Here is a 25180-nt window from a genome sequence, read left to right as displayed (position 1 = left end):
AGCCTGCCAAATGGCAGGCTTCTAGAATTTCATCTTTATCGCTGCAGTTTTCCCTCTGCAAGCTTGATTTGTTTCTCGACTTGCTCTGGTGATGTTCCACCAAAGCTATTTCTTACACTAACCACATGCTCTGGAGCCAATACCACATAAATATCTTCCTCAAATAAAGAACTGAAGCCTTGATATTCTTCAAAGCTCAAATCGAGCAAAAATTTATTATTCTGAATCGCATATAAAACAATTTTTCCAATTACTTCATGAGCATCACGGAAAGGCAGACCTTTTCTTACCAAATAATCAGCAATATCTGTAGCATTAGAAAAATCATTGTTGATCGCCTTACGCATGATATCTTTATTAACGGTCATGGTTTCAATCATCGGTGCTAATAACATTAATGAACCTTCCAGCGTTTCAACGGTATCAAACATACCTTCCTTATCCTCTTGTAAATCCTTGTTATAAGCTAGAGGTAAGCCTTTAAGAACGGTCAGCAAGCCGATTAAATTGCCATAGGTACGGCCTGTTTTACCGCGGAGAAGCTCAGGTACATCTGGATTTTTCTTTTGCGGCATAATACTTGATCCTGTGCAGAACGAATCGTCCAGTTCAACAAACTGAAACTCCTGACTTGACCAAATGACAAGTTCTTCTGATAATCTGGAAATATGAGTCATAATAATCGAACCGATGGATAAAAATTCAAGAATAAAATCACGATCACTAACAGCATCCATACTGTTTGGATAAACCGTTTCAAACCCCAATAACTCAGCGACACGTTCACGGTTTATCGGAAAGGTTGTTCCTGCCAATGCCCCTGAACCAAGCGGGAGCCAATTGATGCGCTTCAAACTATCAATCAATCGCTCTTTATCACGTTCAAACATCCAAAAATACGCCATTAAATGATGAGCGAAGGAGACAGGCTGAGCTCTCTGCAGGTGTGTATATCCAGGTATTAAGGTTTGGACATTCTCTTTCGCTTGCTTAATTAATGCCTGTTGAACATCTTCAACTAACTTAATAAGTTCCGTCGTTTTTGTTCTTAAGTACAGATGCATGTCGGTAGCCACCTGATCATTACGGCTGCGCCCTGTATGAAGCTTCCCACCGACCGGACCAATTTTTTCAATTAATAGTTTTTCAATATTCATATGGATATCTTCGTCTTCTACTAAAAACTCAACCTCATGATTATCTACCAGGTTTTTTATCGAGAGAAGACCATCCTTAATTTTCTCGGCATCCTCTACGGGAATGATACCGCACTCTCCCAGCATTTGCACATGAGCGAGACTTCCTGCGATATCCTCCTTAGCTAGCTTTTGATCAAAAGATATTGAGGCTGTAAATTCCTCTACTAGCTTATTGGTTTCTTTTGTAAAACGGCCGCCCCATAACTTCGACATGTAATGTTCCTCCCTACCCTAATAACAGAGCCCTCGAAAAGGACTCGAGGGCAATCCGAATTATTTTAAAATAGATTCCTTTTTATTCACTTCTGAATAGACTTTCGTCGGTAAGCCCCAAATCTTAATGAATCCTACGGCTGCATTATGATCAAACGCATCGCCTTTAGAATATGTTGCAAGTTCCTCATTGTATAAGCTGAATGGAGACTTTCTGCCAACAACTGTATGATTCCCTTTATGAAGCTTGACGCGAATGGTACCTGTCACTGTCTTTTGCGTTTCATTTATAAATGCATCAAGGGCTGGCTTAATAGGAGAATACCAAAGTCCTTCATAAATGATTTTAGCCATTTGCTGTTCCACTTGGGCCTTAAATTGAGATACCTCACGAGTTAATGTTAAAAACTCTAATTCTTTATGAGCATTGATTAAAATGAGTGCAGCAGGGTTTTCATAGACTTCACGAGATTTGATCCCTACTAATCTATTTTCAATATGGTCGATACGGCCAACACCATGTTTGCCGCCAAGCGCATTTAGCGTTTCAATTAATTGTACAAGCGGAAGTTTTTCACCGTTAAGAGCAACCGGTACCCCCTGTTCAAATTCGATTTCAACATATTCTGCTGTATCAGGAGTTAATTCAACTGGATTCGTCCAATCGAAAGCTGCTTCTGGTGCCTCAGCCCATGGATCTTCCAACACGCCTGCCTCACATGCACGGCCCCAAATATTGGCATCAATTGAGAATGGATTATCTAAATCAACGGGAATTGGAATACCGTTTTCCTCTGCATATTTGATTTCTTCGTCACGAGTCATTCCCCATTCACGAACTGGTGCAACGACCTTTAGGCTTGGGTTTAAAGCTTGAATAGAAACTTCAAAACGAACCTGGTCATTTCCTTTCCCTGTGCAGCCATGGGCTACAGCAGTTGCTCCCTCTTTTTCTGCTATCTCCACTAATAATTTAGAGATTAATGGACGAGAAAGAGCAGATGATAATGGATACTTTCCTTCATATAAGCAATTAGCTTTTAAGGCTGGTAAAATATATTCCTTCGCTAATAATTCTTTCGCATCGATCATGTAGGCTTTTACTGCACCAACATTAAGTGCTTTATTTTTAATTGCTTCTAGGTCTTTTCCTTCTCCAACATCCAGACCTAATGCAATCACATCGTAACCATATTTTTCTTGAATCCACTTTACTGATACGGATGTATCTAAACCGCCTGAATAGGCTAGAACGATTTTTTCTTTTGTCATTTTATAATTCTCCTCTTACTAAGTCTGTATTTTTATCCAACTGATAGAATTATTATACAACAAGTTTCATAGAAAAAGAAACTATTATTCTAGTAAAAGTTTTAAAATTGCTTTTTGAGCATGCAGGCGGTTCTCTGCTTCATCAAAAACAACTGAATGCGGACCATCAATAACCTCTGCTGTTACTTCTTCACCACGGTGTGCAGGCAAACAATGTAAAAAGATAAAATCATCTTTTGCAAACTTGCACAGTTCATTATTTACTTGGAATCCTTTGAATGCCTTCAATCTCTTTTCTGTTTCTTCTTCCTGACCCATGCTGGTCCACACATCTGTGACTACCACATCAGCGCCTTTAATCGCTTCTTGGGGATCATTTGTAATGTTCAGTGAACATCCCGTTTGTTTCCCCACTTTGATGGCGTCCTCGGTTATTTTACCATTAGGCAAATAGCCTGGTGGACTAGCAATGCTAATATCCATGCCGACTTTCATGGCACCCTCCATTAACGAGTGGGCCATATTGTTATTACCGTCCCCGATATAACATAGCTTTAAGCCAGCTAATTTCCCTTTATGTTCTAGTATTGTTAATAGATCTGCCAACACTTGAGTTGGGTGTTGAAGATCGGTTAAGCCATTAATGACCGGTACTGTTGCATGTTCAGCTAATTCCTCCACTGAATCATGTGAAAATGTTCGAATCATTAATCCATCCACATAACGGGATAACACTTTAGCCGTATCTGATATGCTTTCTCCTCTTCCTAATTGGATATCCTTTGAACTAAGGAATATCGCATGTCCTCCGAGCTGCAACATTCCTACTTCAAATGATACTCTTGTACGGGTTGAGGATTTTTCAAAAATCATTCCTAAAACCTTACCGGCTAAATACGGATGTGGTTTGCCTTGTTTTTGGAGTTTCTTCATCTCTACCGCTTCATTTAATAGATAAAGGATTTGATCTGTACTGAAATCAGAAAGCTGTAGGAAGTCTTTTCCTTTCAGCTTCTGAACAGTTTTTTTACTAGTTTCAAATAAATTAATCGCCTCACCCATGAATAGCACCTCTCTCTTCTAACTTATAATATTCATTCACAGATCGTACCCCAAAATCGGATCGTGGACCTTTTTCAAGATCGATAATCGCCTCAATTGTATCTAAGTGTGTAAATACAGGTACCTTGTAGCGAACAGCATGCTCGCGAATCTGGAATCCAAATTTAATTTTATTTCGACCTTGATTCGGTATGTTAATAACAGCCTTCATGGACTGGTTTCGGAAAAGATCGAGGACCTCATCATCGCCCTTAATTACTTTTTCAACAGGAATTCCATTGTCTTGAAAATAGGCAGCTGTTCCTTCCGTTGCAGCAATCTTGTATTGTTTTTTTACAAGTTGTTGCATGATTGGAAGTGACGATTGCTTATCCCGATCGGCAATAGAACAAAAAAGATAATTTTCCTCAGATTGACCACCTAGGGATGGAATAGATTTTTCAAGAGCCTCTTGATAGGTTACTCCCATACCAAGTGCCTCACCTGTAGATTTCATCTCAGGCCCGAGTACATGGTCTACACCTTTAAGTTTACTAGATGAAAACACCGGTGATTTAACCGAAAAATAATCAGGTTCGTCCATTAGTCCCTTTGTTGAACATAAATCGGTAAGGGTTTCTCCTAATTGAACACGTGTTGCCCATTCAATCATCGGTATTCCTGTCACCTTGCTCATAATTGGGACCGTTCTGGATGAACGAGGATTGACTTCAAGTACATACACCTGTTCTTGATAGATGACAAATTGAATGTTCATGATTCCAATTACCGGTGCTGAGTTAGCTATTTTCCCAGCGTAATCAATTAATGTTTCTTTCACTTTTTCTGAAAGTGACACTGGCGGGAACACTGAGATACTGTCGCCAGAATGAACACCAGCTTTTTCTATATGTTCAAAAATCCCTGGTACGACGATATTTTTCCCATCACAGATGGCATCGATCTCACATTCTAGTCCAGGTATATATTTATCTACTAATAAAGGCCACATGGAGGCTTGCGAATTTTTCTCAAGCTGCGCTATATATTGGTTCAATTCCGCTTCTGAAAATATCGTAAACATCGATTGGCCGCCTATGACATAGGATGGTCTTACTAAAACTGGATATTCTAACGCAGCCGCTGCTCTTTTCAGTTCTTCGGGGTGTGTTACGGTCTGCCCTTCAATATGTGGAATATTTAAATCCTCCAACAGCTGATAGAATTCTTTCCTATCTTCTAAACGATCGACATTTTCCACGGTCGTGCCTAAGATATTTACTCCCTCTTCTTTTAATGCATGGGCTATGTTAATTGCTGTTTGCCCCCCAAACTGGATCAATACACCATCGACCTTTTCTTTATCGATGACATGAAGCACATCCTCAGCGGCGAGTGGTTCAAAATAAAGGCGGTCCGCAACAGAATAATCGGTACTAACTGTCTCAGGGTTATTATTAATAACCACTGCCTCGTATCCTTTTTTCTTAATTGCTTTTGCTGCATGTACCGAGCAGTAATCAAATTCAATTCCTTGCCCGATTCGAATCGGACCTGAACCAATAACAAGAATCTTTTTCTTGCTTGTTACCTCAACCTCGTCAAATCCATGCCAGGTAGAATAATAGTAAGGAGTGACGGCATCAAATTCTGCTGAACAAGTATCAACCATCTTATAGCCTGGTTTCCAGTTCAGTTCTTTCCATTTGCTTCTTACTTGTTTCTCTGGAATGGCATATATTTGAGATATTAGCTTATCGGCGATATTATTTCGTTTTGCCTGTTTAAGCAAGGAAACAGGCACATCACTCCAGTTATAGGACGCCAATTCCACTTCTAACGTAACGATTGAGCTAATTTTGTGTAAAAACCATGAATCAATCTCGGTGATTTGTTGAACTTTTTCAAAAGAAATTCCTCTTCTAAAGGATTCTGCAATGATGAAAAGTCTCTGGTCATTTGCTTGTTCAAGAAGTCCAATTAAGTTCTTTTCATCCATTGTTTTATTTCCCTCAAGACAAAGCCCATAAACATTCATTTCCATCGAGCGAATTGCCTTGTTTAAGGCTCCTTCAAAGGTCCGATCAATCGCCATTACTTCCCCAGTCGCCTTCATTTGCGTTCCTAAAGTTCGATCTGCTTCAGGAAATTTGTCAAAAGGGAAGCGAGGTAGTTTCACCACAATATAATCAATCGCTGGCTCAAATGAGGCAAACGTATTACCTGTTATTGGGTTCACAATCTCATCCAAATGATACCCAATCGCACATTTCGCTGCCATCCGGGCAATTGGATAACCAGTTGCTTTAGATGCAAGTGCTGATGAACGGCTCACCCGTGGATTTACTTCGATAATGTAATACTGATTCGATGCTGGATGCAGTGCAAACTGGATGTTACAGCCGCCGATAATCTTTAATTCTTTAATTACTTTTATTGAAGAATCACGAAGCATTTGATACTGGACATCTGTTAATGTTTGCGATGGAGCGACGACAATCGAGTCACCTGTATGAACGCCAACTGGGTCCATATTTTCCATATTGCAAACAATGATGCACGTATCATTGGCATCTCTCATGACCTCATATTCAACTTCTTTCCAGCCTTTAATACTTCTTTCTACTAATACTTGATGAATAGGACTAGCTGCTAAGCCTTTTTTTAGAACAGTTTCAAATTCTTCTTCATTGTAAGCAAAGCCGCCGCCATCGCCTCCAAGTGTATATGCGGGACGAATAATGACTGGATATCCAATTTCTTTAACGAAAGATACCCCTTCCTCGAAGCTGTGAATAATAGCTGATTCAGGAATGGGCTCTCCAATTTCAAGCATCAAACTACGGAATTTCTCTCTATCCTCGCCATTTTTGATGGACTCGACAGATGTTCCTAATAATTCCACATTGTATTTACTTAAAATGTTTTGTTCGTAAAGTTCAACGGTTAGATTCAAGCCAGTCTGGCCGCCTAAGGTGCCAATAATTCCGTCTGGTTTTTCTTTCTTGATGATTTTTTCAATGGTCTCCACATTAAGCGGTTCAATATATACCTTATCGGCAACTGCTTCATCCGTCATGATGGTTGCCGGGTTATTATTAATTAAAACAACTTCTATTCCTTCTTCTTTCAAGGCAATACATGCTTGTGTGCCTGCATAATCAAATTCTGCGGCCTGCCCAATGACAATGGGGCCTGATCCAATCACTAATACTTTTTTTAAGGATTTATTTAATGGCATATACTGTCTCTCCCATTGATGCTATCTGACTTACGAAATCTTTTAAGATATACTCTGTATCACTTGGCCCCGGATGGGCTTCTGGGTGAAATTGTACAGTTTGAATTGGAAAATTCTTATGCTTCAAACCTTCAATCGTACGATCATTAACGTTTCTGTAGCTGATATCAAATACTTTGCTGTCAATACTTTCATCAACTACAACATATCCATGGTTTTGAGCAGTGATTTTCACTTTTCCAGTCATTAATTCCTTTACTGGATGATTGCCGCCGCGATGTCCATAGGCTAATTTAGTTGTTTTAGCCCCATATGCAAGGGCTATTAATTGATGCCCTAGACAAATTCCGAGTGTAGGATAATTTTGGCTTACCTTTTTTATTTCAGGAAACCACTTTTTCAATTCCATCGGGTCCCCAGGGCCGTTACTCAATAGGACACCATCTGGATTTAAGGCTTGGATTTTTTCATAAGGTGTATTGTATGGAACAATGGTAACCGCACAGTTTTCATCCAGCAGGGCGTTAAGAATTGACTTTTTGTATCCAAAATCCATTAGCACCACATGCGGACCGCTGTTTTTGAAAAATTGAATTTTTTTGGTTGATACCTTCTCAACCCAAAATGAGTTAGTATCTGATTCTAAATTTTCATTATTCTTTGTTTTGCTTAAATAACCTTTAACCGTCCCGCGGCTGCGAATGGTTTTTACTAAAAGTCGAGTATCAACTCCCGCAATCCCAGGAACTCCTGCTTCTTTAAGAGTTTCAGAAAATTTATTGATGGATTGATAATGGCTTGGTGTTTCACATAAATCACCAATGATAACCCCAGACAAAGCTGGTGTGACACTTTCATTGTCCATTGCATTTATTCCATAATTTCCGATGATTGGATAACAGAATGTAATGATTTGTCCAGCGTATGATGGATCGGTGATAATCTCTTGATACCCAGTCATGCTAGTATTAAAAACCACTTCTCCGAGAGAGTCTTTTTCGGCACCAATTAATATTCCTTCAAAGACTTCGCCCGTTTCCAAAGTAAGGTATCCATTCTGCAAATTACTCACACGCCTTTCTCAATACTTTGGAAAGTTTTTTCCAATGCTTTAATAAATTCATTTATTTCTTCCGATGTAACAGTTAACGGTGGTAAAATCCTTACCACATTTGGACCGGCTGTAAGAATCAGAAGGTTGTTTTCGAGTGCTTTTTGAACAATTTCTAGAGCATTCGATTCAACAACAATTCCTTTTAACAGACCGAGTCCTCGGATGTCTTTTATCAATGAATACTGTTCCTTCAAGACATGCAGTTGTTTATCTAAGTATGTTGCCATTTCGTTTGCTTGAATTAATAGGTTCGTGTCATGTATATGTGTAACCGTTGCGACTCCAGCAGCTGTGGCTAATGGGTTCCCTCCGAAAGTACTGCCATGACTGCCTGGGTCGAAACCTTTGGCTGCTTCCTCATTAGCGATAATCGCTCCAATCGGAAAACCTGAGCCAAGACCTTTGGCAATACTAATGATGTCGGGTTCAATTCCGTATTGTTCATAAGCAAAGAGGGTACCAGTTCTTCCAATCCCTGTTTGAATTTCATCAACCATTAGGAGTATTTCTCTTTCCTTACAAATCTTCGCTAATTTTTTGACCCATTCTTGGTTTGCCGGGATGACTCCACCTTCACCTTGAACAAGTTCTAGGAGAACAGCTGCAGGCTCAATCGTATAGAGCAGCTCCAACGCTTCTTCATCATTAAATGGCAGATAACTAAACCCCGATACTAATGGAAAAAATCCCTGCTGAATTTTTTCTTGTCCTGTAGCCGATAAGGTTGCTAGGGTTCTTCCATGAAAGGATTGCTGAAAGGTGACAATTTCAGGTGCTTCTTTTCCCTTCACTTTGTGGGCATATCTTCTAGCTAATTTAATCGCTGCCTCATTAGCTTCGGCTCCACTATTACAAAAGAAAACTTGGTCACCGCAGCTTTTACCCGTAAGAAGCGCTGCCAGCTTCTCCTGATTTGGAATATTATAGAGGTTTGAACAATGCCACAAGTTTTGCAATTGCTCCTCAAGTGCAGCTTTTACAACATCTGGGACATGCCCTAGGTTACAGGTTGCTATACCGGAAGTGAAATCTAGATATTGTGCTCCCTGTTCATCCCATACATAGCTCCCTTTCCCTTTAACTAGAGTGACAGGGAAGCGGCTGTATGTTGCCATCACTGGCGAGGTCAGGGAGGTGGAATTATTGATAGACATTACGCGATCCCCTCTTCTAAGACAATTTTTGTGCCGGTCATTTTACCGTTCGTATAATCTATTAAGCTGCTTTTTTCCGATCCATTGATAATACTAACTTCAGGAATTTTGTGGACAAGGCCATCAATGGCGGCTTTTACTTTAGGTATCATTCCACCATAAATGGTCTTATTATCGATCAGTTCCTCGATGGTTGCCTTTGAAACTTTATCAAGTTTTGTCTTGGCACCATTTTTTTCAACCAAGATTCCAGGTATATCACTAATGAAGCAAAGATTTGCACCCAATGCTTTGGCAATCGCTGAAGCAGCAATATCGCCATTAATGTTATATCGCTGCCCGCCAGCATCGATGCCGACCGGAGAAATGACTGGAACATTACCTTGGGCAATGATTCCTTTGATTACTTTATGGTTCACACCAATTACTTCACCAACGAATCCTAATGTATCTGCATTTTCAGTTGGTTCAGCTTGTAATAGTGAACCATCTACACCACTAATGCCAATCGCCTGGCCCCCAACTTCGATAAGGTTACGGACAACTTGTTTGTTGACAGAGCCGCTCAATACCATTTCAACAATATCTAATACTTCGTGATTGGTTACTCTTAGACCATTCACAAAAGTGGTGTCAACGTTTAGATTTTTTAATAATGATGTAATTAGTGGACCCCCGCCATGGACGATGATGGGCGTCCATTCGCCTCCTTTATGAAGTGCGACAATATCTTCATAAAAGGACCTTGGGAGATTATCTAACACACTTCCGCCGCACTTAATGACTATATATTTCATTCTTTCGTCCCCCTCTTATGTGCGGTAGGATGCGTTGATCTTCACATAATCATAAGTTAAGTCGCATCCATAAGCTGTAGCGCTATATTCACCTTGGTTTAATTCAACACTCAATTTAACAATTTCGGATTCTAAGTATTCTTTTACTTCTTCTTCAACAAAGTGGCTTGGCAAACCATTTTCAAATACTGTGAAAGGTCCAATCGCCACTTTTACTTTGTTAGGTTCAACCGCTACACCACTGTAGCCAATAGCAGTAACTATTCTCCCCCAGTTTGGATCTGTTCCATAAATAGCAGTTTTAACAAGGTTTGAAGATATAATTGCTTTGCCGACTGCACTTGCTGCGTTTTGACTGTATGCGCCATTCACTTGAACTTCTACTAGTTTTGTAGCACCTTCACCATCTCTTGCAATTTTTTTAGCAAGTGACTCACAAACAATTTTTAATCCTTGTTTGAAAATTTGCCATTCTGGGTGATCTTTTGTTAGTTGAGAATTCTCAGCTAATCCATTCGCCATAACGAGAACCATGTCATTTGTACTTGTATCACCATCAACGGTAATCATATTGAATGTTTGATTCGTTACATCTCGAAGTGCTGCAAGCAGATCTTCTTGTGCAATGTTTGCATCTGTTGTAACAAATCCAAGCATGGTGGCCATGTTTGGATGGATCATTCCAGAACCTTTAGATGCTCCCCCAATGGAAACAGTTTTTCCATCAATTTTAAATTGAACTCCGATATGTTTGACACATGTGTCTGTTGTTAAGATCGCATTTTTAAAGTGATTTTCATCTTGATTCTCTGGATTTAAGAGTTGTTTTATTCCTGTTAACACTTTTTCCATCGGTAAAAGTTCTCCGATAACACCTGTTGAAGTAACAGCTACGAGATGGTCTTGTAATCCCAACTCGTTTGCAAAACTTTTTTGCATCGCGAATGCATCCATTAATCCTTGTTCCCCCGTACATGCATTGGCATTTCCAGAGTTCACGATAATGGCTTGAACCTTGTTTTCCTTCGCGATACTTTCTTGGGTGACTAATAATGGAGCGGCTTGAAAGATGTTGGTTGTATATACTCCTGCAGCTGTGGCAGGAACCTCTGACACGATGTATCCTAAATCAAGTCGTTTTCTTTTAATTCCACAGTGCATTCCGCCCGCTTTGTATCCCTTTGGTAAGGTTACACTACCTTCTTCTATAACAACGATTTCGTTTGTAGATGTTGCTTGTGTCAATTTAATTTCCCCCTTCAAAATTCCCTTCGTTCTCCAATTTAACAAGGTAGTATTTTCTTATGGATACATCGGAATGTCAGTGAGCCCCGTTCGCTCATCCCAGCCATTCATCAAATTCACATTCTGGATGGCCTGCCCGGCGGCCCCTTTAACCAAATTATCGATAACTGATATGATTGTAAGTCGGTTCGTTCTTTCGTCAACATGAAGACCAATATCGCAATAATTTGAACCGGATACTTCTTTTGTCGAAGGGATATTCCCTTCAGGCCGCACTCTTATAAAATGGGACTCTTGATAAAAATGTTTATATAAATCTATAACTTTTTTCGTTGAAATTTTTTCTTTAAGATTCACATACATCGTGCACATAATTCCCCTGGTCATTGGTACAAGATGTGTAGTGAATGAAATCGTTAGTGGATTTCCACTTTCATCTGAAAGTACTTGCTCTATTTCAGGAATATGTTGATGTGCACCTAGTTTATACGCTTTTAAGTTTTCATTGATTTCGGAGTAATGAGCTGGTAAGGAAAGTCCTCTTCCTGCTCCGGATACTCCCGATTTTGCATCAACGATGATTGATTTTTCATCTATTAAATTTGTTTGTAATGCTGGTATAAGGCCTAGAGTTGTGGCAGTTGGATAACAGCCAGGATTAGCTATTAAGTTAGCAGTCTTTATTTTTTCTGCATAAATTTCACTTAATCCGTAGGTTGCTTGTTGCAAATATTTATCTTCTGCTGGTGAATGCTTATACCATGATTCATATATATCACCCGACCTGAGCCGGAAATCTCCAGATAAATCAATACATTTAATTCCAGTCTCTAAAAGCTGTGGAACATACCTGCTGCTGACTCCCGAAGGTGTAGCCAAAAATACAATTTCGTTCTTTTCAGACAATCTATCAACATCAAATTTTTCAAGTGGTTGATCATTAACTTCAGATAGGTGAGGATAAATTTCACTAAAGCTAGACCCTGATTGTGAGTTGGAAACAATTGAACCAATCTCCAAAAAAGGATGTTTATTGATTAACCTCACTAATTCAATTGCTCCATAACCAGTACCACCGATAATTGCAGCCTTCAATTTATCCAACTCCTAAGTTGCTTTTATAATGAATTATTATACATATTTACATATAAATATTCAATGAAAAAATAGCTTAATTTTCTGTTTTAATTGAAAATTACCCTCTTTATTTTTGTAAACGCTTTCATTAATGGGAGTAAAATTATACATTTTTTATGCATTCTTATGTATATTAAAAAGACAGTGAACGGTTAAGTTCACTGTCCTACTAAAACTGCATTAAAAATTAGCATTTATTTTAATTGAGACATTTTCCGTCGATGTTTATATTGGTTCCATTGGAAGTGGATGAAACATCCAACACAAAAACCTAAAATGGCTACAAACGCCGCAACAGTAACAAGAATAGTGACCACGTAACCTAGGGCAGTCCAACCAAGTAAGAAACTGATAAAGCCTATTCCAAGGCACGATACGGCCAACTTCTGATTAAATTGCTGCTGCTCCCAATCTTCTGGGATATAGGACTTCGAGTCTTTTCTTAAGAATAATTTAGCAACATACATTACCGGATTAAATCCAACTAGCAACCCAAGTAAACCCGAAATTAATGGTATCAATAATAACCACTTACTACCTGACAACCAAGTTAACACAACACTTATGACAATAACCCACTGGTTTGTTCTTACAAGTGGACGAGGTATAGAACGAGTATTTTCTGTCATGACCTTTTAATCCCCACTTTTCCTATTGGCTTTATATACTTAGAGTCATACTAACCTGAATGAATTCAATTGTAAAGTAATTTTTTCTCTCAAATCTAAAAAAACACTCAACAGAGTGTTTTTTTTAGATTTATAGACTTTCATGCAGAAGATTTAATACGCTTCTTAATTCCTTAACTCCTACTTGTCCAGGGGCAGATGCTTTTTTCACTGCTCCAAAAGTTAGAGCTGACCCAAATACTTCGCCGGCCAATCGACTAATGACTCCCTTACCTGCCATAGACATCGTTATAAACGGACGATTCGCATATTGCTCCTTCATTGTATTGGTTGCATCTAGGAGAGTGAGCACATCAGCCGTACAATTGGGCATCACAGCAATTTTCGGTAAATCACCACCTAATTCTTGCGCTTTCCTTAACCGAGAGATAATTTCTTCTTTTGATGGCGTTTTATGAAAATCGTGGTTTGAAATAATCACCAGGACATTTTTGGCATGAGCCTTACCAATTAAGTCTTTTACTGTCTTTTCATCATTGAATAATTCAACATCTATGATATCAACCAGGCCAGTTTCTACAATAATCTTGTTTAATTCAAAGTAGAAAGAAGTCGAAATTTCCTTATTGCCGCCTTCCTTATGACTTCGAAAAGTAAAGAGGAGTGGTGTATTAGGAAGGATTGAGCGAATATCAATCAGTGCCTCTTTCACTTTCTCGGTATCTTCTACATACTCAAAAAAGTCGACACGCCACTCGACTAGATCTAAGTCGATATCTTTAAGAAAATTTGCTTCTTCCTTTAATTGTGCAGCGGTCTCTGCCACCAAGGGCACACAGATTTTTGGGATTCCCTCCCCAATTGTGAGGTCTCTTACAGTAACAGTTTTAGGCATTTTCTCCGCTCCTTATTGATCTTTTGAACTAGTTTAGTCCACATAAGAAATTAATTCATTTACAATTAAGTCGGCAATTTCTTCCGAAGTTTTGTAATTGGTGGAAATCCTTAAATGATGGTTCTTATAAATATCTTGTCTTTTATAATAAAGCTCTTCCATTTCTTTCATTGACTTTCCTTGTAAAACAGGGCGGCTGTCGATAATCAGCTCAATTCTATCTTTCCAGGCTTCCAATGATAGTTCGAGAAAAATCACAATACAAGAAGCTAAGCAAGTTTCTCTTATCTCTGTTTGGAGAAAGGCCCCTCCACCAACAGAAATAACTTTTTGCTTTTGTTCCGCTAGACTCACAATTAAGCTTTTTTCTCTATCTCTAAATTCAGTCTCACCAAATTCAGTAAAAATCTGGGATACCGGCATGTTATACTCTTTTTCGATTTGTTCATCAATATCAATAAATTCACGATTGAGTTTTGTAGCAACCTTCTTGCCAATCGTAGTTTTCCCAACACCCATAAACCCAATAAACACAATACTCTTGTCACTCATCTCCAAATTACTCCAGACCTCCCGTTGCTTAAAACAAATTATTAAGCATAATTATAATGCTATTTTGAGATTTTAGACAATTTTTTAGGATTAATTTATCGGTGCCTGACACCAAAAGAAAGAGACCCGCACAGGAGTCTCTATATCTATTGTTTCATTTTCGGGTCTAGGATATCCCTTAGTCCATCACCCATTAGGTTAAAGCCAAGGACTGTCAGCATAATGGCTACCCCTGGGAAGAATAATGTCCAAGGTGCCTGCGTGATATAGTTTTTGGAATCAGCAAGCATTTTTCCCCATTCAGGCGTCGGAGCCTGTGCCCCCATTCCAAGGAAACCAAGGGCTGCTGCCTCTATAATAGCGGTGGCAATCGCCAAAGTAGCTTGGACGATTACTGGTGATATACTATTTGGTAAAATATGACGAAGTAGAATTCGTGTATCCTTCATTCCTACTGCACGGGCCGCCATAATATATTCTTCCTGTTTAACACTTAATACTTTAGAGCGAACGAGTCGTCCAAAGTTTGGGATATTAATAACCGCAATTGCGATCAGTGCATTTTGTAAGGATGGTCCCAAAATTGAAACAACCGCAATCGCCAAAAGAATACTTGGAAAGGCTAGCATAATATCAAAAATGCGGGAGATAATTGCATCTACCCAGCGGCCGTAGTAACCAGCAACAATTCCAAGGGATGTCCCTGCCACAACAGACCCTAAGACGGAGAAAAAGCCCACCCACAAAGATATCCTAGCACCATAAACAATCCGAGAAAAAATATCACGTCCAAAGTCGTCGGTCCCAAACCAGTGATCACTAGAAGGAGGGAGCATTCGATCAGTTAAGACTTGAGCTTTATAGCTATATGGAGCAATAATCGGGGCAATTATTGCAATAATGATAAAAAAGACAACAATCCCTAACCCTATTAAGGCTAATCGGTTTTTATAAAATGAAATCCATGCTTCCTTCCAGGGAGGTGTCAGCTTTTCTTCAACAATTACCGTCGTTATATTTGCCGGTTTTTTTGCAAGTTCCGCCACTCTTCATTCCCCTCCTCTATTTCGTATATTTAATTCGTGGGTCAACAAATACATACAATAAATCCACGATTAAATTAATAAGAACAAAAATTGCCGCAATAATTAATATCCCTGACTGAATAACCGGATAATCACGGTAGCCGATAGCATCATATAGATATCTTCCAATTCCTGGCCAACCGAAGATGGTTTCCGTTAGAATTGCTCCTCCAAGTAAAAGGCCCGTTTGCAGCCCAATAATCGTAAGAACAGGGATGACAGCATTTTTTAAGGAGTGCTTATATACGACCCAAAACATGCTCAGTCCTTTTGCTCTCGCTGTACGGACATAATCCGACTTCATCACCTCAAGCATGGTCGCCCGTGTCATTCTTGCGATAATCGCCATTGGAATGGTGGCAAGTGCAATGCTTGGCAAGACCAAATGCTTTAGGACCGTGATAAATTGATCGGTTCTTCCTTGTATTAAAGTATCTATTAAATAGAAATTAGTAATGGCTGAAACAGGGTCTCTTACATTCTCTCTTCCCGTCGTTGGCAGCCATCCTAATTCAATGGAAAATACCCATTGTTCCATTAAACCAAGCCAAAAAATCGGCAGTGACACTCCTATCAGTGCAAGCACCATAGCAACATAATCAAACCATGATTTTGAGAACCAGGCACTGACGATCCCTGCATTGACCCCAACAACGATGGCAATCAACATAGCTACAACAGTTAGCTCTGCTGTTGCTGCTAAGTAAGGCCATATTTCTTCGTTGATTGGCCCCCTTGTCCGTAGTGACTCACCTAAATCCCCATGAAGAAGGGCATTAATATAATCTACGTATTGTATGTACCAAGGCCTGTCTAGCCCTAATTCCTTCGTTAACGTGGCAATTGATTCTGCCGTTGCTCTTTGACCAAGAATTACCTGAGCGGGATTTCCTGGAATAGCATGGATAATAGCAAATACAACAAGCGTCATCCCTATTAATACAGGTATTAATGAAAACACCCGGCGAACTGTATATGTTAACAATTTATTTCACCTCACTGTATAGCATAAGCGCCTGGCTAGACGCTGCCACTCAACCCTTTTCTTCATTAATTATGAATATGCATAGCTAACAAAAGGGGAGGCTAAAATTCCTCCCCTTTCAGCCATGATTATTTAAATTCAACTTTAGTTAATGCTTCTGATCCAGTTGGGTGCGGTAAGTAATTGGCCACATCTTTCCCTGCTGCTAACAGCGGTGTAGAGTGAACAAGTGGTACCCATGGAGCATCATCGTGGATAATCACTTGTGCTTCTTCGTAAAGTGCATTACGCTTAGCTTGATCTATTTCTGTTTGTGCTTTAATTAAGACGTCATGTAACTTGTCATTGCTGTATTGGGAATAGTTGTTACTTCCAATACTATCTTTATCAAGCAATGTGTATAAGAAGTTATCAGGGTCTCCATTATCACCTGTCCAGCCGAGCATGAACATATCAAATTCACCTTTTGCTGCTTTATCTAGGTAAGTAGCCCAGTCCACAGATTGGATTTTGGCTTTGACGTTGATTTTGCTTAGGCTCTCTTGAATAACTTCAGCCACTTTTTGTGCTTCTGGCATATAAGGACGAGCAACAGGCATTGCCCATAAGTCGATTTCAAATCCTTTTTCATATCCAGCTTCTTTCAACAATGCTTTAGCTTTCTCTAGATCATATGGATATGGCTCAACTGATTTATTGTAGCCTTCGATGGAAGGAGGCATTGGATTAACAGCCTCTAGAGCCTTCCCGCCATAAAATGCATCAATAATTGATTTTTTATCGACAGCATAGTTAATCGCTTGACGAACCAATTTGTTATCAAATGGTTTACGAGTAGTTGTTAAACCGATATAACCAACGTTCATAGAAGGACGTTCAATTACTTGGAGGTTAGCATTTCCTTTAACCGTAGCTTCATCTGAATTATTTAGTCCATCCATTACGTCAATCTCACCATTAGCAAGAGCGTTCAGACGTGCAGTATTTTCAGGAATCACACGGAAAATAACTTTGTTTAACTTAGGCAGGCCTTCTTGCCAATAGTCAGGGTTCTTTTCAAGTGTAATAGTATCGTTTTCTTTCCACTCTACAAATTTAAATGGACCCGTACCAACTGGATTTTGTCTAAACTTGTCACCGTATTTTTCAACAGCTGCAGGGCTTGCAATTCCAAACGGAGACATTGCTAGATTCTTTAAAAATGGAGCCTGTGGACGTTTTAGTACAAATTGAACCGTATTGGCATCTAGGGCTTTTACTTCTTTAATTACATGGCCCTCATCCTTTTTATAACCACCAAACATAGTGTAATAAGGATATTTATCGGCATCTCCATTCATCCAGCGATCAAAGTTAAAAACAACCGCATCTGCATTAAAATCAGTACCATCATGGAACTTAACGCCTTGACGAAGCTTGAAGGTGTAAGTTAAGCCATCAGGTGTCACTTCCCACGATTCAGCAAGACCTGGATTAATTGTGGTATCTTGATCACCATATTGGATTAATGTTTCAAAAATGTTTTCTGTTACTTTAAATGCTTCGCCTTCAGTTGTTGTAATTGGATCTAGTGATGTAGAATCTCCACCACGGCCATATACTAGAGTATCCTTTTTCGCTCCGCCACTTGTGGCAGGATCTTTCTTGCCGCCTGCTTCTTCATTCGTTTTGCTGCTGCAGCCAACTAAAAACATACTGATGGCTAGTAGAGAAATCAATAGCAGTTTAAAAGATTTCTTCTTCATAAGCTTTTTTAACCCCCTATATTTTTGTTTTCTTTATCATAAATGCAGCAAATCACTTGTTATATAAGTGACATGCGACAAAATGACCGTTCAGGTTTTGTTCCGCTGGTCTAGTATTTTTACAAATATCCATCACCTGTGAGCAGCGTGTATGAAAGGCACAGCCTGAAGGAGGATTTGCTGGACTGGGAAGTTCTCCTTCAATTAAAATAGTTTCCCTCTTAATATCTGGATCTGGTATTGGTACAGCTGAAAGTAGTGCTTTTGTATATGGATGCTTTGGATTCTCGTAAAGCTCCTCACTTTCAGCTAACTCTATTAATCTTCCTAAGTACATCACGCCTACGCGATCACTAATATGGCGTACAACTCCTAAATCATGAGCGATAAAAATGTATGTAAGCTGGAATTCTTTTTGAATATCCTTCATCAGATTGAGAACCTGGGCTTGAATGGACACATCGAGTGCTGACACAGGCTCATCTGCAATAATCAGTTTCGGTTTCGTCATTAACGCTTTTGCAATTCCAATCCGCTGACGCTGACCGCCACTGAATTGGTGGGGATATCTTTTGGCATGATAGCTGCTTAAGCCTACGACTTCAAGCATGTCTCTCACTTGCTTATTACGTTCCTCCTTTGTCCCAATTCCATGAACAATCAAAGGCTCTTCTAAAATCTGTTCGATAGAATGTCTTGGATTAAGCGATGCATAAGGATCCTGGAAAACCATTTGGATATCCCGGCGCGTTTTTCTTAATTCCGCTTTTGACATACTAGTAATCTCTTTATCTTCAAAGACAATCTTTCCGTCGCTAGCTTCAATCAAGCGCATAAGGAGCCGGCCGGTGGTAGATTTACCGCAGCCGCTTTCACCAACAATGCCCAATGTCTCTCCTTTTTTAACGTAAAAAGATACATCGTCAACCGCTTTGACCTCTCCTTGTTTCCTTCCAAACAGGCCGCCTGTAATCGGAAAGTACTTTTTTAAACCATTAACTTCAAGAAGTAATTCTGACATGGTTGTCACTCTCCTTCTCCAATGTATGTAGGAAACAGCGCACAACATGTCCGTCTTTTTCCGTTTTAAATAAATCCGGTGTTTCTTCTTGGCATTTAGTGAATGTCTCTGTGCATCTTGCCGCGAATCGACATCCCTTATGAATCGTCCCTGGAGTTGGGACTGCACCCGGAATACTATACAGCCGTTCTGTTTTCCCTCTTAAATCGGGTACAGATTTTAACAGGCCCTTCGTATAAGGATGCTGTGGATTTTTGAGAATCGTTCTAACATCACCCTGCTCCACGATTTGCCCAGCATACATGACAATGACGCGTTCACAAATTTCAGCCACAACACCTAAATCATGGGTAATGAGAATGATCGTTGTATTTGTCTTCCTATTTAAATCCTTCATCAATGCTAGGATCTGTGCTTGAATTGTCACATCGAGTGCTGTTGTTGGCTCGTCCGCAATCAATACCCTTGGATTGCAGGCCATTGCCATGGCAATCATAACCCGCTGTCTCATTCCGCCCGAAAGCTGGTGAGGATGGTCTTTAATTATTCCTTCTGCCCTTGGGATTCCAACAAGCTTTAATAATTCAATACTTCGTGCCATTGCTTCTTTTTTTGAAAGGTCTGTATGTAAGCGAATCGCTTCAATTAATTGATTGCCAATCGTAAAGAGCGGATTTAATGATGTCATGGGTTCTTGGAAAATCATTGAAATCTGATTCCCGCGGATGTTGCGCCACTCTTTTTCAGATATATTTTTCAAGTCTTTTCCTTCGAAAATAATTTCGCCATTCTCGATTTTCCCGGGTGGTGTAGGAATCAGCCCCATGGCTGTTAGTGAAGTAACACTTTTACCACTACCAGATTCACCTACAATCCCTAGTATTTCGCCATCTCTTAAATCAAAGCTGATACCATCTACAGCTGGAACGAATTTCTTCCCTGACTGAAATGACACCTTTAAGTCTTTAATTCGAAGAATAGGATCCTTTTCCACATTTACACCTTCCTGTTCATTCGTATGTGTTTATGTTTTCTTATTTATCAGAAGTATAACAATATAGTAAATTTTAAAATAATTATGACATATATAACTTTAGTGGTACGATCCATATTTGTCAATTACGTGAAAAAAGTTCAAAAGATTCCAGTTCTACAGAGCCGCGTCGATGCAATAAAGTAGATTTGGCTTTTTTTGCCAAAACTCTAAATTTAAATACTAAAATACTAAAAGATCCTAAAAATTAATAAAAAACCCTGCAAGACTATTGCTGTCTTACAGGGAATCTTAATAATATCTTTGGTACATCAATAATTACAGGGACAGTTTTTGGCAGGTAAATGTGCTTATACGTTTTCTTATACTCAACTTTTGTGCCCATAGTTTATATAGCTCCTGTTTCTTTTATAAAAATTATTTTTTCTTACCGGTATAAATATGAATGGCATCTCTTAGAAACGCTGCCGTACCGGGCTGTTCTTTATCATAATAGGCGGTAAATCTTTCATCATCCACGTACATTTGTGCAAGACCTGCATGAGCTTCCTTATTATATTCATTCCAATAGCAGCATAACCATTGTTTATGAAGATCAGCAGCTTTTTGAGCTAAATCTCCGGCAGGGTCTCCTGTTTTATAAGCCTCAGCTAGTGTTTCTGTTATCAGTTCAGCTAACTTAGTAACCTCCTCATATTGCTCTTGTGTCATATTTTGAAGTTTTGCATTGGATTTATTTACAGTATCATCCCCATACTTTTCACGAATCTCTTTTCCATATCTTTCTTCATTTTCATCCACCATTTTTTTCTTAAAGCCCTCAAACTTCTCTTTATTTGACATTTTCATTCTCCCTTCCGTTACTGCAATTGTCTTATCCACATTTGCGATTAACAATTCTAATTGTTCCTTTTTCTCAAGGAGTTTTTTTCGATGCTCTTTCAGTGCAGCTGCCCCGTCAAAAGAAGGAGCCGTTACGATTTCTTTGATGCTTTCTAAGCTAATTCCTAATTCCCTGTAGAATAAGATTTGCTGCAGGCGATCCACTTCTGCTTGCCCATAGATTCGATATCCTGATGAATTTATTCTTGCCGGCTTAAGAATCCCTATTTCATCATAATACCGTAGTGTTCTGGTGCTAACTCCTGCTAGACTCCCAAGCTTCTGTACAGTATATTCCATCCGCTTTCACCTCCTTGTAAAACTAACAATACACCTTTACGCAACGTCAAAGTCAATCATAATATCGCCTATATTTTTAGAAAAAGGTGCCTGACACCAAAGATGGACATTTGTCCATCTTTGGTGTCAGGCACCCAATTAATTTGGAGGATTTTTTCTCATTAGTATAGTTTGCACTTTTTTAACCAAAATTAAAGATAAAGGATTATCTATCACTCTAGTAGAGTGAAAAGTCCCTCTTCTCTGAATGTATTTACTATTTTAAAAAAACTTTCTTCTTCGATCTAAATTAGTTAAAATTCAGTATTATCAATGTTTACAACTTTCTTTTACTCCTTTTACTAAAAAATGTTTTTGACAATTCAAAACTTAAGAAAGTATTATAATATAATATAAAGGGAGGTAATAACATGTCAAACATCAATAGACAGAAAATTGTGGATAGTGTACCTCAAACAGGATTTTTCGGACATCCTAAAGGACTATCTACCCTTTTCTTTACTGAATTCTGGGAGCGATTCTCGTACTATGGAATGAGAGCCATCCTTGTTTTCTATATGTATTACGAAGTCTCTAAAGGCGGATTGGGCATTGATCAAAATCTTGCACTTTCGATCATGTCCATATACGGATCACTTGTTTATATGTCCGGAATCATTGGCGGCTGGCTGGCTGACCGGATCTTCGGTTCTTCGAAAGCCGTGTTCTACGGTGGAGTCTTAATTATGTTTGGACATATAGCGCTTGCTGTTCCTGGCAGTGTTGCTATGTTCTTTGTATCCATGGTATTGATTGTCCTAGGTACTGGGATGCTTAAGCCGAATGTTTCTTCCGCTGTAGGTGAATTATATAGCGAAAAAGACGAACGTCGTGATGCAGGATTTACTATTTACTACATGAGTATTAACCTAGGCGCATTCATATCTCCATTAATCGTTGGGTCGATAAGCAACTTCCACATCGGTTTTTCGATTGCAGCAGTAGGTATGTTCTTAGGGTTAGTCGTGTTTAGTGTAACAAAGAAAAAAAATCTTGGCCTTGCTGGAACGATGGTGGCGAATCCACTGGCTCCTGCAGAAAAGAAAAAGGTTTTCACCATTATTGGACTAGCAGTAATTATTCTTGCTGTTCTATGTGCCGTATTAATTCCAAACGGTCTTTTAACTTTTGCTAGCTTTATTAATATTGTCACTTTCCTTGGAATCTTAATCCCAACGATTTATTTCGTTGTCATGTATCGCAGTCCTAAAACTACTACAGTTGAACGTTCAAGAATTATTGCCTATATTCCGTTATTTATTGCAGCGGTTATGTTCTGGGCCATTCAAGAACAAGGCTCAACCATCCTTGCCAATTATGCGGATAAGCGGACTCAATTAGACTGGATGGGAATTAAGATTTCACCAGCATGGTTCCAATCTTTAAACCCATTATTCATTATCATCTTTGCACCAGTGTTTGCTTGGATCTGGGTTAAATTAGGTAAGCGTCAGCCATCGATTCCACAAAAGTTCTCATTATCATTATTATTTGCTGGTTTGTCATTCCTAGTTATTCTTATCCCGGCTTATTTGGGAGGTACGGATTCTTTAGTAAGTCCACTATGGCTTGTTCTTAGTTATTTAATCGTTGTATTTGGTGAGTTATGTTTATCACCAGTAGGACTATCTGCAACAACTAAATTAGCACCTGCAGCATTCTCAGCACAAACAATGAGCTTATGGTTCCTAGCAAGTGCTGCTGCACAAGCATTGAATGCACAAGTTGTTAAATTCTACACCCCTGAAACAGAAATGACCTACTTTGGTGTGATTGGCGGAGCGTCCATCGCCCTAGGTATTATCCTATTAATGTTATCACCTAAGATTCAAGGTTTCATGAAAGGGATCAAGTAATAATAAAAAAGGTGCCAAACGGCACCTTTTTTATTTGTGATAAGATATATAGTGATAGGAGGTTATTGTATGTACTTAAAGGATAAAGTAAAACACCTTCCTTCTACCCCTGGTGTGTATTTAATGAAGGACTCCAATGGACAAATTATTTATGTGGGTAAGGCAAAAAATCTTAAAAATCGCGTGCGCTCATACTTCCAAAATTCAAAGGCCCATACACAAAAAATCATCAAGCTGAAAGCCAGCTTAAAGGATTTCGACTATATCCTTACTGATACAGAATTTGAAGCCTTTATGCTCGAATGTGAATTAATAAGGGAAATGAAGCCTATTTTTAATCGGATGATGAAAAATCCTCAATCCTATATCTACATCAGAATTGACAGGGATGGAGAGTACCAAAGAATAGAAATTTGTAAAGACGCAGATAAGCCCGATAGTCTTTATTTTGGCCCATATAAAAGCAAAAATTCAGTAGAAAAGGCGCTACTAGGGATGAAAGACTTCTATAAGGTGAACTGCAGCAGCCCTTCTAACAAGAATACTCCATGTTTAAACTATTCCTTAGGTTTATGTCTCGGGATGTGTATGGGAGGGGCAGCACTCATTGAGTACAATGAAAGAATGAACAAAATTATTGCTTTACTACAAGGTTTTGATACAAGTCTACTTAGCATTATGGAGCAAAAAATGATCGAAGCCTCTGAAAAATTTGATTTCGAAGCGGCGGGAAAGTATAGAGATACCTTGAATGCCATCCACTCACTTCTTAATAAAGAAAAAGTCATTGAATTTACGGGAAGTAATAAAAAGATTGCTGTTATTGCCCCATTAACAGACAGGACTTATAAACTATTCCTGATTCAGAAAAACAAAATTCTTTTCTCAGAAAAGTTTAACTGGTCCGATCCAGAATCTGTTCATAAAACCATTAAGAACAGTATATTAACTATTTTTAAAGCAACAGCAAATAATTCTTTTAATAAACTTAGCCGAGATGAAATTGATGCCGCTCAGATTATCTATAGCTATTTAAAAGGAAGCAACTGTACTTATATTATTATTTCAGAACATTTGCTTAAGCCCTCATATACCTCTAAATTAGATGGTCAAATATACAAGTTAATGCAAACCTATATGGTTAATCGATAGATTAAAAATCGCTCATTTGGGTTATGTTCATGAATGTAAGGAAGAATAATTTCTTTATTTAATTCAAACATGGTGTTATTTTCTAAATAATAAATATAATCCTCTGATGGATAATATAAAATAATTTCAACATCCCGTTTCTCCATTTCAACCGAAACTAAGATATTATTAATGATTTTCATAAAAATTTGAATGGAAAAAGGATTAAAAAAATAAAAACGATTATCTAAGGAATCAATTTGATACTCTTCCGCAAGACAACAATGAAAAAAAATATCATCATTAATAGAGTGAGTCATTTTTTGATATTTTTTTCGATTTTCAATTGCTTCCTGATAAAAATCCCTATTCATTTCAATTCCAATAACTGTTGCATGAAAATGATAATGGATAAAGAAGTTTAATCGTCCTTTGCCACACCCAAAGTCAATGATTCGGTCCTTGCGGCTTACTTGATAGTGTGTAAATAATTCTTCTAGCGCACTATAAGGAGTGGGCTCATAACGATGGTAATGAAATGACTTATGAAATCCCTTTTGGTCCCCTCCCGTTTTTATCCCCATCAATTTATCATAATAAAATTCTTTCATCTGATACTCCTATTCAGGCAAGGTCATCCCCCACTTTTACGT

21 protein-coding genes are annotated in these 25180 nt (G+C 38.7%); 2 read left to right on the top strand and 19 right to left on the bottom strand.

All coding sequences use genetic code 11. The features are described 5' to 3' along the window. Positions 1–35 precede the first annotated feature (35 nt). From argH to ACE198_RS20185, 18 genes are all read right to left on the bottom strand, one after another. On the bottom strand, positions 36–1412 hold the full coding sequence (gene argH, locus ACE198_RS20270; RefSeq protein WP_251459063.1) for an argininosuccinate lyase: 1377 nt from the start codon (positions 1410–1412) through the stop codon (positions 36–38). Positions 1413–1472: 60 nt separating this feature from the next. After that, entirely contained in the window at positions 1473–2684 is a 1212-nt protein-coding gene (locus ACE198_RS20265) for an argininosuccinate synthase (RefSeq protein ID WP_098576249.1), read from the bottom strand. A gap of 84 nt (positions 2685–2768) precedes the next feature. Then, on the bottom strand, positions 2769–3746 hold the full coding sequence (gene argF / locus ACE198_RS20260) for an ornithine carbamoyltransferase (protein WP_251459067.1): 978 nt from the start codon (positions 3744–3746) through the stop codon (positions 2769–2771). Next, complete coding sequence (gene carB, locus ACE198_RS20255; protein ID WP_375376833.1) at positions 3739–6966, bottom strand: carbamoyl-phosphate synthase (glutamine-hydrolyzing) large subunit; 3228 nt, start codon at positions 6964–6966, stop codon at positions 3739–3741. The genes argF and carB overlap by 8 nt, the downstream gene beginning before the upstream one ends. Continuing rightward, positions 6953–8029, bottom strand: coding sequence for a carbamoyl phosphate synthase small subunit (locus ACE198_RS20250; RefSeq protein WP_375376841.1), 1077 nt, complete (start codon positions 8027–8029; stop codon positions 6953–6955). The genes carB and ACE198_RS20250 overlap by 14 nt, the downstream gene beginning before the upstream one ends. A gap of 5 nt (positions 8030–8034) precedes the next feature. After that, positions 8035–9234 carry an acetylornithine transaminase gene (locus ACE198_RS20245; RefSeq protein WP_375376832.1) on the bottom strand — a complete coding sequence of 400 codons (1200 nt, stop codon included), beginning with the start codon at positions 9232–9234 and terminating at the stop codon, positions 8035–8037. After that, positions 9234–10031, bottom strand: a complete 798-nt coding sequence (gene argB / locus ACE198_RS20240; RefSeq protein WP_251459093.1) for an acetylglutamate kinase — start codon at positions 10029–10031, stop codon at positions 9234–9236. The genes ACE198_RS20245 and argB overlap by 1 nt, the downstream gene beginning before the upstream one ends. A 15-nt stretch (positions 10032–10046) precedes the next feature. Next, positions 10047–11276, bottom strand: coding sequence for a bifunctional ornithine acetyltransferase/N-acetylglutamate synthase (argJ, locus tag ACE198_RS20235; RefSeq protein ID WP_251459095.1), 1230 nt, complete (start codon positions 11274–11276; stop codon positions 10047–10049). A gap of 57 nt (positions 11277–11333) precedes the next feature. Then, complete coding sequence (argC, locus tag ACE198_RS20230) at positions 11334–12371, bottom strand: N-acetyl-gamma-glutamyl-phosphate reductase (protein WP_251459097.1); 1038 nt, start codon at positions 12369–12371, stop codon at positions 11334–11336. A gap of 236 nt (positions 12372–12607) precedes the next feature. Next, a complete protein-coding gene (locus ACE198_RS20225; protein WP_251459099.1) occupies positions 12608–13042 on the bottom strand; it encodes a DUF4395 domain-containing protein in 435 nt (144 codons plus the stop codon). Between the two features lie 130 nt (positions 13043–13172). Continuing rightward, complete coding sequence (aroD, locus tag ACE198_RS20220) at positions 13173–13937, bottom strand: type I 3-dehydroquinate dehydratase (RefSeq protein WP_251459101.1); 765 nt, start codon at positions 13935–13937, stop codon at positions 13173–13175. 33 nt (positions 13938–13970) lie between these two features. After that, the gene (locus tag ACE198_RS20215) at positions 13971–14489 is read right to left on the bottom strand and encodes a shikimate kinase (protein WP_251459103.1); all 519 of its coding nucleotides are present in this window, start codon (positions 14487–14489) and stop codon (positions 13971–13973) included. 146 nt (positions 14490–14635) lie between these two features. Continuing rightward, entirely contained in the window at positions 14636–15535 is a 900-nt protein-coding gene (gene nikC / locus ACE198_RS20210) for a nickel transporter permease (RefSeq protein WP_251459105.1), read from the bottom strand. Positions 15536–15551: 16 nt separating this feature from the next. Further along, positions 15552–16559: an ABC transporter permease gene (locus ACE198_RS20205; protein ID WP_098576260.1), complete on the bottom strand. Its 1008-nt coding sequence runs from the start codon at positions 16557–16559 to the stop codon at positions 15552–15554. A 128-nt stretch (positions 16560–16687) separates the two neighbouring features. Next, positions 16688–18304, bottom strand: a complete 1617-nt coding sequence (locus tag ACE198_RS20200; RefSeq protein ID WP_251459107.1) for an ABC transporter substrate-binding protein — start codon at positions 18302–18304, stop codon at positions 16688–16690. 52 nt (positions 18305–18356) lie between these two features. Continuing rightward, entirely contained in the window at positions 18357–19325 is a 969-nt protein-coding gene (locus ACE198_RS20195; protein ID WP_251459109.1) for an ABC transporter ATP-binding protein, read from the bottom strand. Next, the gene (locus tag ACE198_RS20190) at positions 19306–20319 is read right to left on the bottom strand and encodes an ABC transporter ATP-binding protein (protein ID WP_098576263.1); all 1014 of its coding nucleotides are present in this window, start codon (positions 20317–20319) and stop codon (positions 19306–19308) included. The genes ACE198_RS20195 and ACE198_RS20190 overlap by 20 nt, the downstream gene beginning before the upstream one ends. A gap of 417 nt (positions 20320–20736) precedes the next feature. Continuing rightward, positions 20737–21501, bottom strand: a complete 765-nt coding sequence (locus ACE198_RS20185) for a MerR family transcriptional regulator (RefSeq protein WP_375376831.1) — start codon at positions 21499–21501, stop codon at positions 20737–20739. Positions 21502–21911: 410 nt separating this feature from the next. Between ACE198_RS20185 and ACE198_RS20180 the strand changes: the two genes are divergently transcribed. Together ACE198_RS20180 and ACE198_RS20175 are read left to right on the top strand one after the other, a co-directional pair. Beyond that, on the top strand, positions 21912–23396 hold the full coding sequence (locus ACE198_RS20180) for a peptide MFS transporter (RefSeq protein WP_375376830.1): 1485 nt from the start codon (positions 21912–21914) through the stop codon (positions 23394–23396). Between the two features lie 69 nt (positions 23397–23465). Further along, a complete protein-coding gene (locus ACE198_RS20175) occupies positions 23466–24548 on the top strand; it encodes a GIY-YIG nuclease family protein (protein ID WP_375376829.1) in 1083 nt (360 codons plus the stop codon). Here ACE198_RS20175 and ACE198_RS20170 read toward each other — a convergent pair. Continuing rightward, positions 24530–25138 carry a methyltransferase gene (locus ACE198_RS20170; protein WP_098576266.1) on the bottom strand — a complete coding sequence of 203 codons (609 nt, stop codon included), beginning with the start codon at positions 25136–25138 and terminating at the stop codon, positions 24530–24532. The genes ACE198_RS20175 and ACE198_RS20170 overlap by 19 nt on opposite strands. Positions 25139–25180 lie beyond the last annotated feature (42 nt).

Source organism: Neobacillus sp. KR4-4, assembly GCF_042136325.1.
GTDB lineage: Bacteria > Bacillota > Bacilli > Bacillales > Cytobacillaceae > Neobacillus.
This window is presented reverse-complemented; position numbering and strand designations above follow the sequence as displayed.